The sequence below is a fragment of the Streptomyces sp. NPDC102451 genome (assembly GCF_044765485.1).
Taxonomy (GTDB): domain Bacteria; phylum Actinomycetota; class Actinomycetes; order Streptomycetales; family Streptomycetaceae; genus Streptomyces.
In genome coordinates, this window is sequence record NZ_JBIWKD010000001.1 from 789,868 (window position 1) to 805,298 (window position 15,431).

17 protein-coding genes are annotated in these 15,431 nt (G+C 71.4%); 13 read left to right on the forward strand and 4 right to left on the reverse strand.

Annotated elements, in window-relative coordinates; translation table 11 throughout:
- The 4 genes from sufC to ACIRD8_RS03725 are packed head-to-tail and all read left to right on the forward strand — an operon-like array spanning nucleotide 1 to nucleotide 2,874.
- A complete protein-coding gene (gene sufC / locus ACIRD8_RS03710; protein ID WP_104789961.1) occupies nucleotides 1–792 on the forward strand; it encodes a Fe-S cluster assembly ATPase SufC in 792 nt (263 codons plus the stop codon).
- Complete coding sequence (locus ACIRD8_RS03715; RefSeq protein WP_403985565.1) at nucleotides 789–2,057, forward strand: cysteine desulfurase; 1,269 nt, start codon at nucleotides 789–791, stop codon at nucleotides 2,055–2,057. The genes sufC and ACIRD8_RS03715 overlap by 4 nt, the downstream gene beginning before the upstream one ends.
- A gap of 26 nt (nucleotides 2,058–2,083) precedes the next feature.
- A complete protein-coding gene (gene sufU / locus ACIRD8_RS03720; RefSeq protein ID WP_403985567.1) occupies nucleotides 2,084–2,539 on the forward strand; it encodes a Fe-S cluster assembly sulfur transfer protein SufU in 456 nt (151 codons plus the stop codon).
- Entirely contained in the window at nucleotides 2,536–2,874 is a 339-nt protein-coding gene (locus ACIRD8_RS03725) for a metal-sulfur cluster assembly factor (protein WP_056783575.1), read from the forward strand. Before sufU ends, ACIRD8_RS03725 begins: the two co-directional genes overlap by 4 nt.
- Nucleotides 2,875–2,994: 120 nt before the next feature.
- Here the strand turns inward: ACIRD8_RS03725 and ACIRD8_RS03730 are convergent, their stop codons facing one another.
- Nucleotides 2,995–3,738 (reverse strand): TetR/AcrR family transcriptional regulator, encoded by a 744-nt coding sequence (locus ACIRD8_RS03730; RefSeq protein WP_403985569.1) that lies wholly within the window; start codon nucleotides 3,736–3,738, stop codon nucleotides 2,995–2,997.
- 112 nt (nucleotides 3,739–3,850) lie between these two features.
- Between ACIRD8_RS03730 and ACIRD8_RS03735 the strand changes: the two genes are divergently transcribed.
- Complete coding sequence (locus ACIRD8_RS03735) at nucleotides 3,851–4,714, forward strand: NAD(P)H-binding protein (RefSeq protein WP_403985571.1); 864 nt, start codon at nucleotides 3,851–3,853, stop codon at nucleotides 4,712–4,714.
- A 30-nt stretch (nucleotides 4,715–4,744) separates the two neighbouring features.
- Here ACIRD8_RS03735 and ACIRD8_RS03740 read toward each other — a convergent pair whose 3' ends face one another.
- Nucleotides 4,745–5,896 carry a hypothetical protein gene (locus tag ACIRD8_RS03740; protein ID WP_403985573.1) on the reverse strand — a complete coding sequence of 384 codons (1,152 nt, stop codon included), beginning with the start codon at nucleotides 5,894–5,896 and terminating at the stop codon, nucleotides 4,745–4,747.
- 158 nt (nucleotides 5,897–6,054) lie between these two features.
- On the opposite strand from ACIRD8_RS03740, the gene ACIRD8_RS03745 reads away from it, so the two are divergent.
- Nucleotides 6,055–6,375: a DMT family transporter gene (locus tag ACIRD8_RS03745; RefSeq protein WP_403985575.1), complete on the forward strand. Its 321-nt coding sequence runs from the start codon at nucleotides 6,055–6,057 to the stop codon at nucleotides 6,373–6,375.
- Nucleotides 6,375–6,923, forward strand: a complete 549-nt coding sequence (locus ACIRD8_RS03750) for a TetR/AcrR family transcriptional regulator (RefSeq protein ID WP_403985577.1) — start codon at nucleotides 6,375–6,377, stop codon at nucleotides 6,921–6,923. The genes ACIRD8_RS03745 and ACIRD8_RS03750 overlap by 1 nt, the downstream gene beginning before the upstream one ends.
- Nucleotides 6,924–7,031: 108 nt before the next feature.
- On the opposite strand, the gene ACIRD8_RS03755 is transcribed toward ACIRD8_RS03750, so the two are convergent.
- Nucleotides 7,032–7,910 (reverse strand): winged helix-turn-helix transcriptional regulator, encoded by an 879-nt coding sequence (locus ACIRD8_RS03755; RefSeq protein WP_403985578.1) that lies wholly within the window; start codon nucleotides 7,908–7,910, stop codon nucleotides 7,032–7,034.
- An 86-nt stretch (nucleotides 7,911–7,996) separates the two neighbouring features.
- Here ACIRD8_RS03755 and ACIRD8_RS03760 point away from each other — a divergent pair, with 86 nt between their 5' ends.
- A complete protein-coding gene (locus ACIRD8_RS03760) occupies nucleotides 7,997–9,274 on the forward strand; it encodes an MFS transporter (protein ID WP_403985580.1) in 1,278 nt (425 codons plus the stop codon).
- Nucleotides 9,275–9,283: 9 nt separating this feature from the next.
- A complete protein-coding gene (gene dapD, locus ACIRD8_RS03765; protein WP_382994523.1) occupies nucleotides 9,284–10,282 on the forward strand; it encodes a 2,3,4,5-tetrahydropyridine-2,6-dicarboxylate N-succinyltransferase in 999 nt (332 codons plus the stop codon).
- Here dapD and dapA read toward each other — a convergent pair.
- Entirely contained in the window at nucleotides 10,279–11,166 is an 888-nt protein-coding gene (dapA, locus tag ACIRD8_RS03770; RefSeq protein WP_403985582.1) for a 4-hydroxy-tetrahydrodipicolinate synthase, read from the reverse strand. The genes dapD and dapA overlap by 4 nt on opposite strands.
- A gap of 142 nt (nucleotides 11,167–11,308) precedes the next feature.
- Here dapA and ACIRD8_RS03775 point away from each other — a divergent pair, with 142 nt between their 5' ends.
- From ACIRD8_RS03775 to ACIRD8_RS03790, 4 genes are all read left to right on the forward strand, one after another.
- The gene (locus tag ACIRD8_RS03775; RefSeq protein WP_403985584.1) at nucleotides 11,309–11,950 is read left to right on the forward strand and encodes a DUF4232 domain-containing protein; all 642 of its coding nucleotides are present in this window, start codon (nucleotides 11,309–11,311) and stop codon (nucleotides 11,948–11,950) included.
- Nucleotides 11,951–12,033: 83 nt separating this feature from the next.
- The gene (locus ACIRD8_RS03780) at nucleotides 12,034–12,744 is read left to right on the forward strand and encodes an antibiotic biosynthesis monooxygenase (protein WP_403985586.1); all 711 of its coding nucleotides are present in this window, start codon (nucleotides 12,034–12,036) and stop codon (nucleotides 12,742–12,744) included.
- Nucleotides 12,745–12,857: 113 nt separating this feature from the next.
- Nucleotides 12,858–14,339, forward strand: coding sequence for a hypothetical protein (locus ACIRD8_RS03785; RefSeq protein WP_403985588.1), 1,482 nt, complete (start codon nucleotides 12,858–12,860; stop codon nucleotides 14,337–14,339).
- Nucleotides 14,340–14,836: 497 nt separating this feature from the next.
- Nucleotides 14,837–15,283, forward strand: a complete 447-nt coding sequence (locus tag ACIRD8_RS03790; RefSeq protein WP_403985590.1) for a hypothetical protein — start codon at nucleotides 14,837–14,839, stop codon at nucleotides 15,281–15,283.
- Nucleotides 15,284–15,431: the final 148 nt, after the last annotated feature.

Genomic DNA, 15,431 nt, shown 5'->3' on the forward strand with positions numbered 1-15,431 from the left:
ATGGCAACGCTTGAAATCCGCGACCTGCACGTCTCCGTCGAGGCCGACAACGCCACGAAGGAGATCCTCAAGGGCGTCGACCTGACCGTGAAGCAGGGCGAGACCCACGCCATCATGGGCCCGAACGGGTCCGGCAAGTCCACCCTCGCGTACTCGCTCGCGGGTCACCCCAAGTACACGATCACGAGTGGCACGGTGACCCTGGACGGCGAGGACGTCCTGGAGATGTCCGTGGACGAGCGGGCCCGCGCCGGCCTGTTCCTCGCCATGCAGTACCCGGTCGAGATCCCCGGTGTCTCGGTCTCCAACTTCCTGCGCACCTCCGCCACCGCCGTCCGCGGTGAGGCCCCCAAGCTGCGGACGTGGGTGAAGGAGGTCAAGGAGACGATGGCCCAGCTCCAGATGGACCCGGCCTTCGCCGAGCGCAACGTCAACGAGGGCTTCTCCGGCGGTGAGAAGAAGCGCCACGAGATCCTCCAGCTGGAGCTCCTCAAGCCGAAGGTCGCGATCCTCGACGAGACCGACTCCGGCCTGGACGTCGACGCGCTGAAGACCGTCTCCGAAGGCGTCAACCGGGTGCGCGAGACCGGCGAGGTCGGCACCCTGCTGATCACGCACTACACACGCATCCTCAAGTACATCAAGCCCGACTACGTGCATGTCTTCGCCAACGGCCGGATCGCCGCCTCCGGCGGTGCCGAGCTGGCCGACCAGCTGGAGAACGAGGGCTACGAGGCCTACACGAAGGGTGGCCCCGTGAGCGGAGCGAACTCAGGAGGTACGGTCGCGTGACTGACGCCCGACAGGGGCTCTCCGGCCTCCTCGACACCGAGGCGATCCGCAAGGACTTCCCGATCCTGGACCGCACGGTCCACGACGGCAAGAAGATCGTTTACCTGGACTCGGCGGCGACCTCGCAGAAGCCGCGCCAGGTCCTCGACGCGCTCAGCGAGTACTACGAGCGGCACAACGCCAACGTCCACCGCGGTGTGTACACGATCGCCGAGGAGGCCACCGCGCTGTACGAGGGCGCTCGCGACAAGGTCGCGGCCTTCATCAACGCACCCAGCCGCAACGAGGTGATCTTCACCAAGAACGCCTCGGAGTCGCTGAACCTCGTCGCCAACATGCTCGGCTGGGCGGACGAGCCCTACCGGGTCGACAGCGACACCGAGATCGTCACCACGGAGATGGAGCACCACTCCAACATCGTGCCGTGGCAGCTGCTCTCGCAGCGCACCGGTGCGAAGCTGAAGTGGTTCGGCATCACGGACGACGGCCGTCTCGACCTGTCGAACATCGACGAGATCATCACGGAGAAGACGAAGATCGTCTCCTTCACGCTGGTCTCGAACATCATGGGCACGATCAACCCGGTCGAGAAGATCATCCGGCGTGCCCAGCAGGTCGGCGCGCTGGTCTGCATCGACGCCTCGCAGGCGGCCCCGCACATGGTGCTCGACGTGCAGGCGCTGCAGGCCGACTTCGTGGCCTTCACCGGTCACAAGATGGTCGGCCCGACGGGCATCGGTGTGCTGTGGGGACGGCAGGAGCTCCTCGAGGACCTGCCGCCGTTCCTCGGCGGCGGCGAGATGATCGAGACCGTGTCGATGCACTCCTCGACGTACGCCCCCGCGCCGCACAAGTTCGAGGCCGGTACGCCCCCGATCGCGCAGGCCGTCGGCCTCGGTGCGGCCGTGGACTACCTCTCCTCGATCGGCATGGAGAACATCCACCGCCATGAGCAGGCCATCACCCAGTACGCGGTGCGGCGGCTCCTGGAGGTCCCCGACCTGAGGATCATCGGTCCGGCGACGGCCGAGGACCGCGGTGCGACGATCTCCTTCACGCTCGGCGACATCCACCCCCACGACGTGGGCCAGGTGCTCGACGAGCAGGGCATCGCAGTCCGGGTCGGACACCACTGCGCACGGCCCGTCTGCCTGCGGTACGGAATTCCTGCGACGACGCGAGCGTCGTTCTATCTGTACTCCACGCCGGCCGAGGTCGACGCCCTGGTGGACGGGCTGGAGCACGTGCGGAACTTTTTCGGTTAGATGGCAGAGCGGCTGAGGGTTGACTGGTGAAGCTTGATTCCATGTACCAGGAAGTGATCCTGGACCACTACAAGCACCCCCACGGGCGTGGCCTGCGGGACGGCGACGCCGAGGTGCACCACGTCAACCCGACGTGCGGCGACGAGATCACACTCCGCGTGAAGTACGACGGCGACACGATCGCCGACGTCAGTTACGAGGGCCAGGGCTGCTCCATCAGCCAGGCCAGCGCCTCCGTACTCAACGAGCTGCTGGTGGGCAAGCAGCTCGGCGAGGCGCAGAAGATCCAGGAGTCGTTCCTGGAACTGATGCAGTCCAAGGGCCAGCTGGAGCCGGACGACGCGATGGAGGAGGTGCTGGAGGACGCGGTCGCGTTCGCCGGTGTCTCCAAGTATCCGGCCCGGGTCAAGTGCGCGCTGCTGAGCTGGATGGCGTGGAAGGACGCGACGGCGCAGGCGCTGTCCGAAGGGAAGACCGCATGAGCGACAACGAGACTCTCACCACCAAGCCGGCCTCCGAGGAGGAGGTCCGCGAGGCGCTGTACGACGTGGTCGACCCCGAGCTGGGGATCGACGTCGTCAACCTGGGCCTGATCTACGGCATCCATGTCGACGACGCCAACATCGCCACCCTCGACATGACCCTGACGTCCGCGGCCTGCCCGCTGACCGATGTCATCGAGGACCAGGCGAAGTCCGCGACGGACGGCATCGTCAACGAGCTCCGGATCAACTGGGTCTGGATGCCGCCGTGGGGTCCGGACAAGATCACCGATGACGGTCGCGAGCAGCTTCGTGCGCTCGGCTTCAACGTCTGACTCCTCTCGGTCCGACGTCCGGTTCCTCACGGTTCCGACGTCCGAGTCATGACGCCAAGGACGGCCCCCGGCATTGCGCCGGGGGCCGTCCTTCGTCTGTCCTAGCCGTCGGAGTCTGTCCTAGCCGTCGGAGGCGAGGCGGTTCAGCCACTCCCTCAGCAGGTGCCGCTCCCCGCTGCTGAGCAGCGTCTGCTCGGGCAGTACGGCGCGCAGGGCGCGCGCCGCGCCCGCGGGGCCCGCGTCCTGCACGGCCGGCTCCTGGTGGGTGACGGCGGTGACCATGGACTCCCGCAGCGTGGTGAACAGGGCCGGGTCGCGCCGGTCGTCGGGCAGTGACAGCCAGGTGAGCACCGCTCCGCGCGCCGTCGCGTGGATGGTCTGGGCCGCGAGCTCCTCGTCGAGGCGCAGCCAGCCGCCGGCGGCGAGGCGTCCGACGCGGCCCATCAGAATCTCCATGCCGGTCCTGAACGCGGGTGAGTCGGCCCTGGCGGGCTCGGCGTACATCAGGGTGAACAGGGCGGGGTTGGCCAGCCCGAACTCGACCGCGACGTCCCAGCCCGCACGCAGGTCCTCGATGGGATCGCGCGGGTCGGGATCGATGTGCTTGGTGGCGAGGAACGCCGTGAATCCGTGTTCGGCGACCGCGTCGAGCAGCCCCTCCTTGTCGCCGAACAGCCGGTAGATGGCCGGCGGCTGCAGGCCCGCGGCATCGGCGACCGCGCGGGTGGTGACCGCGTCGCGTCCCCCGCGCGTCAGCAGGTCGATGGCGGCGTCTATGACCCGCTGCCGGGTCTGCTCCCGGCCCGGGGACGCGGTGTCGGACTTGACGGCGGCGCCGCCCCGGCCGCGTGAAGGTGTTGGCATGCATCAACGATACCGTGTCGACGGTTCCAGTGTTAGTATCGATGATACCGTGAAGTTGATTCCGTTGGAACCAATGTTGTCGTGCCATGGGGCGACGCATGAGGAGCACATCATGATCATCGTTACCGGAGCCACCGGACACCTGGGCCACCAGGTCGTCGAGAGCCTGCTCACGCGAGTGCCTGCGGACCGGGTCGGCGTCAGCGTCCGCGACCCGAGGAAGGCGCAGTCGTTCGCCGACCGGGGGGTGCGGGTGCGGCAGGGCAGCTTCACCGACGCCGCCGGCCTCGCCCATGCCTTCGAGGGCGCTTCCCAGGTGCTCGTCGTCTCCGTCGACAAGATGGGCGACGAGTGCGTCGAGCAGCACCGCACCGCGATCGAAGGCGCCGTCGCGGCGGGTGCCCGACGCATCCTCTACACCAGTCAGATGGGGGCCTCCGCGTCCTCGCACTTCCAGGCGTGCCGTGACCACGCCGCGACCGAGGCGGCGCTGCGCGCCTGCGGAGTGCCGTTCACCTCGCTGCGCAACGGCTTCTACGCCGCCAGCGCCGCGCACTTCCTCGGTCAGGCCGAGGAGTCCGGCCGCATCGTGCTCCCCGCGGACGGGCTGGTCGCCTGGACCGCCCATGCCGACCTCGCGGACGCGGCCGCCGCCGTGCTGGCCGACGAGGGCTGCTTCGACGGTCCCACGCCGCCGCTCACCGGCGGGCAGGCGCTGACCTTCGACGACATCGCCGGCATCGCCACCGGGCTCACGGGCCGCACCTTCACGAGGGTCACCGCGCCCGACGGCCAGTTCCTGGAGCAGATGGTGGGCGGGGGCGCTCCCCGGGAGACCGCGGAGCAGCTGCTGGGCATCTTCACCGCGGCCCGGGCCGGCGAGTTCGCCACCGTCGACCCGACGCTGGCCAAGCTGATAGGCCGCGAACCCGTCGCCCTGCGCGCGGTGCTGCGCGAGCAGCTGTCGAACGGCTGATCGCCGCCGGTCGGCCACCGCGCGGTGGGGTCACCACTGCGGGGCGGCGCCTCCGTACGGCGGAGGCACCGGGCCGCCCTGCGCGGGGACGCCGGCGGCCTCGGCCAGGACCGGGCCCAGGTTCTCCGTCCGTATCCGCCGGTCGACGTAGAGCAGGCCGGTCACCAGCTGGGGGAACGTCGTCGAGATGATCTGGCTCACGAGCTGCCCCAGCAGGGTCGCGACCAGGTATCCGCTCATCGCGACGATCACCGCGGTGGGGCTCGGGTCGTCATCGAGGGAGGCGTTACCGATCATGCCGGGGAACAGGCCGAGGATCGAGAACGGGATCTGGATGACATAGCCGGCCGCGCCCGCTATCAGGCCGGCCAGCAGGGTGATGCCGAAGATCCTCCACCAGTCGCCGCGCACCAGCTGGGACGAGCGGCGCAGTGCGGCGACGGGTCCCTGGCCCTCGAAGACCACGGCCGCCGGTGCCAGGCAGACCTTTATCCAGATCCAGACCGCCAGCGGCCCGGTCACCAGGGCTCCGATGACGCCCAGCGAGATGGCGGTGGCCACGCCGCCACCGCTGTCCATCGTGAGGACGCTGATGATCACCCCGACGAAGGCCGCCATGATGAGCAGCACGGGCACGGTCGCGACCAGGGCGGTCAGGACCAGGGCGCCGATCACGGGGGTGACATGGGCCCACGCCTTGCGCCACACCGTCCCGAAGGTGACGGGCCGGCCCAGGACGGCCTCCTGCAGCACGGCCGGGACCGCCGCGTACATCAGACCGGAGACGACCGCCATCGTGACGATGCCCAGCAACGCCAGGATGCCGCCCGCGGTCACGAGCGGCATGATGTCCGCGGACGAGGCGCCCTCGTCGTAGTCGAGGGAGATCACCCGTTCCAGGTGGTCGGCGACGGCGGCGTAGGCGACGGCCACCGCCGCCGCCATCAGGAGCGCCGCGCCGCCGTACAGCGCGGCGGCCATGCCGAAGAGCTGCTTCCAGTACCTGCCCATCGTCGAGAACGCCCCGCCCAGCACGTCCCCCAGCTTCAGCGGGACGAGCGGTATCACCCCCGGCTTCGGCGGCGGCACCCAGCCGCCCCACCCCGGCGGCCCCCCGTAGGGACTACCGCCGTACGCCGCGCCCCCGTAGGCGCCCCCGCCCCACCCTGCGTCCTGCGCCACTACTGCTCCGTCGCTCGTATCGTCCGCTTGTCATCCGGTCCTACCGGTGCGGACACCGTAGCGTCCCGGAGTGCCCGTGATTCCCTTCCTGGCCGGTCACGATATGGGTGCACCGTCGTTGCGTACGCCCGTACGCAACGTTGTGTACGCTCGTACGCATGGGATACGGAATGCTGGCCGCGGCCATAGCGGCGGAGGTGGCCGGGACCACGGCCATGAAGTACAGCGAGGGGTTCACCCGGCTGTGGCCCTCGCTCATCACCGTCGTCGGCTACGTGCTGGCGTTCGCCCTGCTGGCCCAGACCCTCAAGACGCTGTCCATCGGCACGGCCTATGCCATCTGGGCGGGGGCGGGCACCGCGGCCGTCGCAGCCATCGGCATCATCTGGATGGGCGAGTCCGCGAGCCTCGCCAAGCTGGCCGGCATCGTTCTGGTCATCGCGGGGGTCGTCGTCCTCAACCTCGGAGGAGCCCACTGATGGCCCGGCGGTACGACCCCGAGCGGCGTGAGCGCATCATCGACGCGGCCATCCGTGTCGTCGCGGACCGGGGCATCGGCGGGCTCAGCCACCGCACCGTGGCCGCCGAGGCCGATGTGCCGCTCGGCTCGACGACGTATCACTTCGGCTCGCTCGACGAGCTGCTGGTCGCCGCGCTGCGCCGGTGCAACGAGAACTTCGCCCGGACGGTGCGGGAGAGCCCGTACTTCTCCGACCCCGGTGTCCCGCTGGCCGACGGGCTGACCCGGCTGCTGGGGGAGTGGTTCGCGGCGGGGCCCGGGCCGCCGGCGCTGGAGTACGAGCTGTACCTCGCGGCCCTGCGGCGGCCCGCCCTGCGGCCGGTCGCCGCCGAGTGGGCCGACGCCCTGGCCGTGCTCGTCGCCGACCGCACCGACCGGGCCACCGCGCGGGCGCTCACGGCCCTGCTGGACGGGATCAGCCTCCAGGTGCTGCTCACCGGCGGCGACTTCGACCCGGAGTACACCAGGGAGATGCTGGCCAGGGTCGTGGACGGGGCCGGCCGCTGAAGACCGGCCGGCTACTGAAGACCGGCCGACTACTGGGACCGGCCGACCACCGAGACCGGTCGGGTGCTGGGACCGGTCGAGTGCTGAGGCCGGCCGGACTGGCGTCGGTCAGACGGCGCCCCGGCGGACGGCTGCCAGCGCTGCCCGCACGCTCGCCTCGATGTCCGTGACGGGGTACAGCGCCTCGACGACCGTACGGTCCCGGTCCACCACGAGCGTCAGCCGCTTCAGCCGGGTGACGCCGGCCGCGCGGAACGTGGGCAGCCGCAGCGCGGCCGTCAGGGCCAGCCCCGCGTCGGAGAGCAGCGGGAAGCGCAGCCCCTCCTTGTCGGAGAACGCCTTCTGCTCGTCCGGGCGTTGGGTGGACACCCCGTGCACGGTCGCGCCCGCCGCCGTGAACTCGGCCAGCTGGTCGCGGTAGGTGCACGACTCAAGGGTGCAGCCCTTCGCGCCCGGGATCCCGGCCCACCCCGGCGGATAGGCGTCCTGGCGGGCGTACGCGCCGGGGAAGCAGTACAGGACGGTGTGCGGGGTGCCGGCGACGGGATCGCGCAACCGGCCGTCGTGGTCCAGCAGTTCCAGCTCCGGCAGCCGGGTGCCCACCAGGGCATGCACCCGCGCCGCCTCCCTGGAGTCCTCCGTGGTCGTGGCCATCGTCTCCCCTTCCCCCAGCACCCAGGCGTCGCCCCAGTCCTGAAGCGCGATCAGTACCGGCAGCAGGGCGCGGCCGCGCGGCGTGAGCCGGTATTCGTGGCGGACCGGGCGGTCCTGGTAGGGGTGCCGGGCCAGCACCCCCGCCTCCGTCAGCAGGCGCAGCCGCTCGGTGAGCACCTTGCGCGACACCCCCAGCTCCTGCTGGAGCGCGTCGAAGCGGTGCACCCCGCGCGCGGTGTCGCGCACGATCAGCAGGGTCCACCAGTCGCCCACGACGTCGAGCGCCTGGGCGATCGCGCAGTCGGCGTCGGCCAGGCTGGTGCGCTGCGGCACGATGTCCGCCTCCTTACTCGGTTGACCTGCGGTTACCAGGCTGCCATAGTCCGTTCCCAAAAGGAACTTACCCTGGGGGGAACGGGATGGGCATGTTGCGTGGCGTACCGAGAACGGTGCGCCTCCTGGCGTTCGGCGCCTTCCTCAACGCCGTCGTCAGCTTCACCTTCGTCTATCTCTTCGTCTACCTCACCGGACCGCGCGGCCTCTCCGTCGCCCAGGCGGGTGTGATCAGCGGCATCGGCGGGATCGGCCTGGTCGCGGGGAACTTCACCGGCGGCTGGTTCGGGGACCGGTACGGCCACCGGCGGGCGCTCCTGACCGGCGCCTGTGTGAGCGGGGCCGCACTCATCACCCTCCCCGTACTGCCCCTGACCGCCCTGTACGCGGTGCTGCCGCTCGCGCAGTACGCCTCAGGGGTCGTCCGCTCGGCCAACGCCGCCCTGGTCGCGGTCTCCGTCCCGGAGGGGGAACGCCGCCAGAGCTTCGCCCTCACCCGCTTCGCCTCCAACGGCGGTTTCACCGTCGGGCCGCCCCTCGGCGCGCTGATCGCCGCCGCGACCTCGTACGACTGGCTCTTCCTGGCGGACGGCCTGGGCACCCTGCTCTTCGCCGGCTACGCGGCCACGATGCTGCCGTCCCGCGGCACCGCGCACACCCGGCCCGCGCACGATCCGGACGCACCCGGCCTCTGGCGCGAACTCCGGGCCAGACCCGCGGTGCTGGTCCTGCTCGCCGCGATCGTCTGCGTCGACCTCGTCTACCGGCAGCAGTACTCCACCCTGCCCGTCTTCCTCGGCGACCACGGCCACGGCACCCAGTTCTACGGCTGGCTGATCGCGGTCAACGGGGGTGTCATCCTCTGCCTCGAACTCCCCGCCACCCACGCGCTGCGCCGACGGGCACCGCTCACCGTCGTCGGGACCGGACTGATCCTCGTGGGGCTGGGCTACGCGGTGCTGATCCCCGGGGCGGGAGCCCTGTTCGCCGTCTCGATGATGGTGGCGCTGACCTCGGGCGAGATCCTCTACAAGACCACGGCCACCGCTTACGTCGCCGACCAGGCGCCGGCCCATGCGCAGGGCCGGTTCCAGAGCCTGTACGCGGGTGCCTCCATCAGCGGCCAGGTCCTCGCCCCGCCCCTGGGTGGTGCGCTGTACACCGCCGCCCCCGCGCTGCTCTGGCCCTTGTGCGCCGTCCTCGCGTGCGGCGCGGGCGTGGCCGTACTGGCGGCGCGGCGGCTGCGCGAACCCCCCTCGGGGCTTCGGGTGACGGGCGGTCCGAGGAGCGAGCGCCCCGTCCCTCCGGGCGAACACGCTCCGGCAGCTGAGACCGGTTCGCCCGTGAAGGGCTCCGACGGTTAGGTTCTGTTCATGACCGACACGACTTCCCAGGGCTCCGCCCGCACCACCGGCGCCGTCGCCGCCGGCCTCGCCACCATCGCCGGTGACGGCACCGTCCTCGACACCTGGTTCCCCGCCCCCGAGCTCTCCGCCGAGCCCGGCCCGGCAGGGACGCAGCGACTCAGCCCCGAGGAGGCGGTGAACCGCCTCGGCGAGGGCGCCGCCAAGGCCATCGGTGTGGACGCCCGCCGCGGGGTGGAGATCGTCGCCGTGTCCACGGTCATCTCCTCGCTGGACGACAAGCCGCTCGACGCGCACGACACCTACCTGCGGCTGCACCTGCTCTCGCACCGTCTCGTGCAGCCCCACGGGCAGAACCTCGACGGCATCTTCGGCTTCCTCGCCAACGTCGCCTGGACCTCGCTGGGCCCGGTCGCCGTCGACGACCTGGAGAAGGTCCGGCTCAACGCCCGCGCCGAGGGCCTGCACCTCCAGGTCACCTCGGTGGACAAGTTCCCCCGTATGACGGACTACGTCGCGCCCAAGGGCGTCCGCATCGCCGACGCGGACCGGGTGCGGCTCGGCGCGCACCTGGCCTCCGGCACCACCGTGATGCATGAGGGCTTCGTCAACTTCAACGCGGGCACCCTCGGCACCTCCATGGTCGAGGGCCGCATCTCCGCGGGCGTCGTCGTCGGCGACGGCTCCGACATCGGCGGCGGCGCGTCCACCATGGGCACGCTCTCCGGCGGCGGCAAGGAGCGCATCGTCATCGGCCAGCGCTGCCTGATCGGCGCCGAGGCCGGCATCGGGATCGCGCTCGGCGACGAGTGCGTCGTCGAGGCCGGGCTGTACGTCACGGCCGGCACCCGGGTCACGATGCCCGACGGCCAGGTCGTCAAGGCGCGCGAGCTCTCCGGCGCCTCGAACATCCTCTTCCGCCGCAACTCGGTGACCGGCGCCGTCGAGGCCCGCCCGAACAACGCCGTGTGGGACGGGCTCAACGACATCCTGCACAGCCACAACTAGGCAGTGACGGCGAGGAGTTCCTCGTAGACCCGGCGCAGCCCGTCGACCGCATCGCGGCCGGCGGGCTGCAGCGGTTCGCGGACCGGGCCCGCGTCCAGCAGCGCCTTCACCGTGACCGTACCGGGCAGGCCGGAGGCCATCATGGCCTCGACCAGAGGGATCGTCAGCCCGTTGAGGCGGGCCGCCTCCGCCGTGTCGCCCGCGTCGAACGCGTCCAGCACGGCCCGCATCCGGCGCGGGGCCGCGTTGGCGACCGTACTGACGTAGCCGGCCCCGCCGAGCGCGTACAGCGGGAGGTTCAGCTCCTCGCACCCCGAGTAGTACGCCAGCGAGGTCCGCGCCATCACCTTGGCGGCCGCGAGCAGATCGTACGAACAGTCCTTGACCGCCACGACGCGTGGATGTTCCGCCAGACGCAGCAGCGTTCCCGGCTCGATCCTCGTGCCGGTGCGGCCCGGGATGTCGTACACCATCAGCCCGATGCCGGTGGCCTCCGCGACCCGGAGGAAGTGCGCCTCCACCGCGGCCTGCGGGGGACGGCTGTAGTACGGCGTCACCACCAGCAGCCCGTCCGCGCCCGCGGCCTCGGCCTCCTGGGCGAGCCGGACCGTGTGCCGGGTGTCGGAACTGCCCACGCCCGCGACGAGCGGGACCGAGGGCCCGACCGCCTCCCGGACGGCCCGCAGCAGCGCGGTCTTCTCCTCGTCCGTCGTCGTCGGCGACTCGCCGGTGGTGCCGCTGAGCACCAGGCCGTCGCAGCCGTCCGCGACGAGACCGGCGGCATGGCGGCGGGCGGCGTCCAGGTCCAGGTCACCGGAGGCGGTGAACGGGGTGATCATGGCGCAGAGGGCGCGGCCGAAGGGCCTGGCCGTGTGGGATGTCATCTCCGCAGTCTCGGCGCCCGGTGCGTGCGGGTCCACTTAGTTCTGCTTGGGGTGTCGGGCAAGAGACGCTGAAATGTCGTGGGCCCCGTCTGGCATGATCGAACACAGTGGCGACGGACCGTTCCAGGGGTGGGTACACGGCATGCGCGTACGGAGAACGATCTCGGCAGCCGTGTTCACGGCGGCCACGCTGACCCTGTCCGGCTGCGCCGGTTTCCTCGTCCCCGCCGGTGAGGGCGAGCCGGGCCCCTCGCCGAGCCCCGCCGCCCCGACGCGTCCGGACGCCGCCGCGCCCGCCCCCGACGCCGGTCCCGCGACGGACGGGCCCGCCCCGCTCGCACCCACCCCCGCGGCGTCGGCCTCCGGCTGCCCCGATTCCGGAGTGGTCGTGGACATGGGCCCCGTCCAGACGGCGATGTTCAGCCGCGCGGTCATCCTCACGCTCACCAACTGCGGGAAGAAGCCCTACCGCGTCCACGGCTACCCCTCCGTCCGCGCGCTGGGGGAGGACGGGAAGCGCATCCCCGTACCCGTGAACGCGGGCGGATCGATGTTCGGCAACGACGAGGGCCCGGAGGAGGTCGAGCTGAAGCCCGGTGCGAGCGTCACCTCGACGCTGGCCTGGGTCTCCACCCAGGAGGGCGGCGACCTCATCGAGGGTGACGCCCTGGAGATCGCCGCCGCCCCCGACACAGGGGCGCGGGTCTTCCCGCTGGAGGGCCACGACATCCGCCTGATGGACGAGCTGAACACCACGGCCTGGCGGACGGGGAAGGCCGGATGACCGGCCTTGACCTCAAGCGCGCTTGACGTATGAGGGTGGTGACCGGAGGCGCACCACGGGGCGCGCCCGGAGAGGATCCCGCCATGACGTCCGTACAGTTCGGCTCCCGTCCCGACCTCACCCGTTCCGGCGTGGGCGTCGTCAAGGTCAGCACCTGGGGCGTCGGTACGCCGGAACGGCAGCGCCGGACGGTCGAGGCCGTCCGCGCCGCATGGGAGGCCCGCGAGTGGCCGCACCCCGGGCTGCTGTCGTACAGCGTCCTGGTCGGCGACGACGGGAAGACCCTGCTCAACTACTCCCAGTGGGCCGACGAAGCCGCCCACCGGGACTTCGCCCGTACGGGCCGTGACGAGCGCGTCGCCGAGATCGACGCGGCGGTGCCCGGCATCGAGCGGATCGGACTGCGCGCGTTCGAGCTGTACCGCTCCGGGGTGAAGGAGGACGACGTCCGGGAGCCGGGCTGCGTCGTGACCGTCGACGTCGAGTTCGACGGAGCCGACCCGGCCCGCCAACAGGACTGGGTGGACAGGGTGTTCGAGGCGCTGGAGAGCGACCCGGCGCTCGCACCCGGCGGTATCTCGGCGCACTTCCACGCCAGTACGGACGGGACCCGGGTGCTCAACTACGCGGAGTGGGAGACCGCGCAGGCCCACATCGACGCCCTCGCCCAGCCCGGCGGCGGCGTCGGATCGCTGACGCCGCAGTGGCACCGGGTCCAGAACTACGCCGGTCTGAAAGGCAGTACGGTGCGCCGCTGGACGCCCGCGCTCAGCATCGGGGCGGACCTCCGGTAGAACCGGGCGGCTCGGGACGAATTGCGTCTACGCTTGGGAGTCGGCCGAGGCCACGTACGCACCGGGCCGGCCCCTTGCACACAGCCCGCGCACGCCCCGAGGAGAACCCCCTGATGTCCGCAGAGCGCCCCTCCCTGCCGCCGGTGCGGCTGCACACCGAGGCCGAGCTGGCACGGGACGCGCTGGCGGCTCCGCTGCTCGCCCGCGCCGTCCGCCTCGCCCGCTGGGCGGGCCCCACGACCCGGGTCGGCGCCGGCGGCGAGCTCGTCGACGCCCAGCTGCCGGCGGCGGCCCAGCACCTGGGGCTCGCCGACGACGAGGACGGTGCCGCGTACGCCAGCGAGGCGTGGCGCCTCGCCGTCGACACCGGGCTCGTCGACGTCGAGGACCCGCAGGACGAGGCGGAGGACGCGGAGGGCACGGACGGCGAGGCGGAGGGCACCGTCACCGCCGGCGAGAACCTGGGCCTGCTGACCTCCGGATCCCCGCAGGACGTCCTCGCGATCTGGCTCGACGGCCTGGAGGCCGTGCACGCGGACGCCACCGCACCGGCCTTCGACGACTTCGCCGACCTCATCGGTGAGGACGGCAGCGTCGACTTCGAGGCCCTGGACTGGGACCCGGAGGAGGAGGCCGAGTTCCTCGACGGGGTGCTCGGCAACCTCTATCTGCTGACCCTCTCGGAGGCCGGGCCGGGCGACGGGCCCGTCCCGCTGCCCGCCCTCGCCGCGTCCGTCGTGGTGCCCGAGGACATGGGGGAGCCCACGGACGACGTCCTGGAGCAGGTGTCCGAGGCCATGATGCGGCTGGACGACCAGTTCCGGGTCCTGGAACCCATCGGGATCGTCGAATACCGGCCGGTGGACGAGACGTTGCTGACCGAGGAGGGCGAGGAGGCGACACCGCCCGCCGACGACGAGGACGTCACCCGCTACGGCATGGTGAAGCTGACCCCGCTCGGTCTCTACGGCATCCGGGAGCGGATGCTGGAGGCCGGCGTGGACGCGCCCGCCGTCGGCGACCTCGCCGACAAGGGGGCCGACGTCCTCCTCGACGGCATCGCGTACTACCCCGAGGAGGCCGCCCGCACCGAGGTCGGCCTCTGGCTCGGCAGGCGCGGGGCGGAAGGGGCGGAGACCGCCGCGGCGGAACTCCTGGGCGCGGCGCGCGGCGCCGACCGGCGGGCACCGCTGCGCCGGCTCCACTGCCAGCAGGCCCTCGCCCTGGTCGGCCCGGAGGCCGAGCCCGCCGTGCGCGCGGTGCTCGACGATCCTGAGCTCGGCGGGCTGGCGCGGGTCTGGCTCGCGGAGCGCGGAGCGGCGGACGTGCCCGCGCCGCCGGAATCGATGATCTTCTGGCTCGCCGTGGACACGATCGCCGCGCAGCTGGACGCCGACGGCGAGCTGGACGAGCTCCAAGGGCTGGTCGAGGGGCTCTCCGGCCAGCACAGCGGCTTCTTCGACGAGGCCTGGCGGGTGGACCACCCCGCCACCGCCGAGGTCCTGGAGGCGATGGGCCGCCTCCACAGCGACCGTGGCGCCGCGAAGGCCGCCCGTAAGGCCGCCTACAAGGCACGGTCGCGGCAGAAGGACTGAGAGGGAGGGGCGGGGGTGGGGCTGGGGCTGAGGCACAGGACCCCCGGGCGTCGGCCGGAGTTGGTGCGGGGGAGGGAACGTGATCGCGCCAACCCACCCGGCCACGCAGCCCAGGAGTCCGCGATGTCGATCACGCGCAGGGAATTCAGCAGACAGCCGGCCCTCACCGGTGCCGGTACAGCCCTGACCGTCCCGCCGCGGTGCGGCGGCGCCGAGGCGCGGAACCGACACCCGCCCACCAGGCCCTGCCAGTACTGACGGTCCGCCACATCGTTTGCTGAACTGTCCACTTGCTGGGCCCGTACGGAGCCCGAGCGGCCTCGCCTGCCGAAAGTCGCGTGTATCGGGCGCTCGGCCGACAACTTCACCACACTCGTCGCCGGATGTTCATTTTTGTGTTGACCACAAGATCATGTGTTCGCTAACTTCCACTTCCTCGCCTGCTGTGAACAGGCCTCGTGGGGGGTCGCATCGGGTGTGAGATTCGGAGTTCCCGCGTGTCGGGCAAGTCTTCCAAGCGCATAACCGCCGTGGTCGCCATGGCGTCAGCCTTCGTCTTTGCACTGTCCACCGGTGCCTCTGCCAACTGGAACGGCACCATCGGTTCATGGACAGACGGCGGCGGGGCCAACGGCCAGTCCCGCTACTGGGCGGACGAGAGCTACACGGAGATCATCTTCAAGGGCTGCACCCGCCAGGGCGGCAGTGCCACCACCGGTGTCGAGCTGTGGGACTACGATGCCCTGTCCTCCAACGACTTCTACGGTGAGAAGACCTTCACCAACTGCTTCAACGGTTCGAGCTACGCGAGCCGGGGCACCTACAACGGTCTGCCCAAGGAGTCGGACTACTTCTTCCAGCTCGACAACGTCGGCGGCGGGAACTCGTGCTGCCTGCTGTGGGCGACCTACGCGGGAGTCGACACCACACTCGCCGACTCCTGACCGGTTTTCTGCAGCGTGGGGGGGGGGGGGGGGGGGGGGGGGCCCCCCCCCCCCGGGGGGCCCGCCCCCCGCCCCCCCGCGAAAGCCCCACCCCCCCCACACACACCACACCCCCCCCCGCGGCGCCCGCCGCGCCCCCGCACGAGGG

Bases quoted from the DNA above. Each gene is read 5' to 3' on its own strand.
- ACIRD8_RS03745 (WP_403985575.1), top strand. From the start codon at position 6,055: ATGGGATACGGAATGCTGGCCGCGGCCATAGCGGCGGAGGTGGCCGGG.
- ACIRD8_RS03735 (WP_403985571.1), top strand. From the start codon at position 3,851: ATGATCATCGTTACCGGAGCCACCGGACACCTGGGCCACCAGGTCGTC.
- ACIRD8_RS03785 (WP_403985588.1), top strand. From the start codon at position 12,858: ATGTCCGCAGAGCGCCCCTCCCTGCCGCCGGTGCGGCTGCACACCGAG.
- dapD (WP_382994523.1), top strand. From the start codon at position 9,284: ATGACCGACACGACTTCCCAGGGCTCCGCCCGCACCACCGGCGCCGTC.
- ACIRD8_RS03775 (WP_403985584.1), top strand. From the start codon at position 11,309: ATGCGCGTACGGAGAACGATCTCGGCAGCCGTGTTCACGGCGGCCACG.
- ACIRD8_RS03725 (WP_056783575.1), top strand. From the start codon at position 2,536: ATGAGCGACAACGAGACTCTCACCACCAAGCCGGCCTCCGAGGAGGAG.
- ACIRD8_RS03780 (WP_403985586.1), top strand. From the start codon at position 12,034: ATGACGTCCGTACAGTTCGGCTCCCGTCCCGACCTCACCCGTTCCGGC.
- dapA (WP_403985582.1), bottom strand. From the start codon at position 11,166: ATGACATCCCACACGGCCAGGCCCTTCGGCCGCGCCCTCTGCGCCATG.
- ACIRD8_RS03750 (WP_403985577.1), top strand. From the start codon at position 6,375: ATGGCCCGGCGGTACGACCCCGAGCGGCGTGAGCGCATCATCGACGCG.
- ACIRD8_RS03760 (WP_403985580.1), top strand. From the start codon at position 7,997: ATGGGCATGTTGCGTGGCGTACCGAGAACGGTGCGCCTCCTGGCGTTC.
- sufC (WP_104789961.1), top strand. From the start codon at position 1: ATGGCAACGCTTGAAATCCGCGACCTGCACGTCTCCGTCGAGGCCGAC.
- ACIRD8_RS03730 (WP_403985569.1), bottom strand. From the start codon at position 3,738: ATGCCAACACCTTCACGCGGCCGGGGCGGCGCCGCCGTCAAGTCCGAC.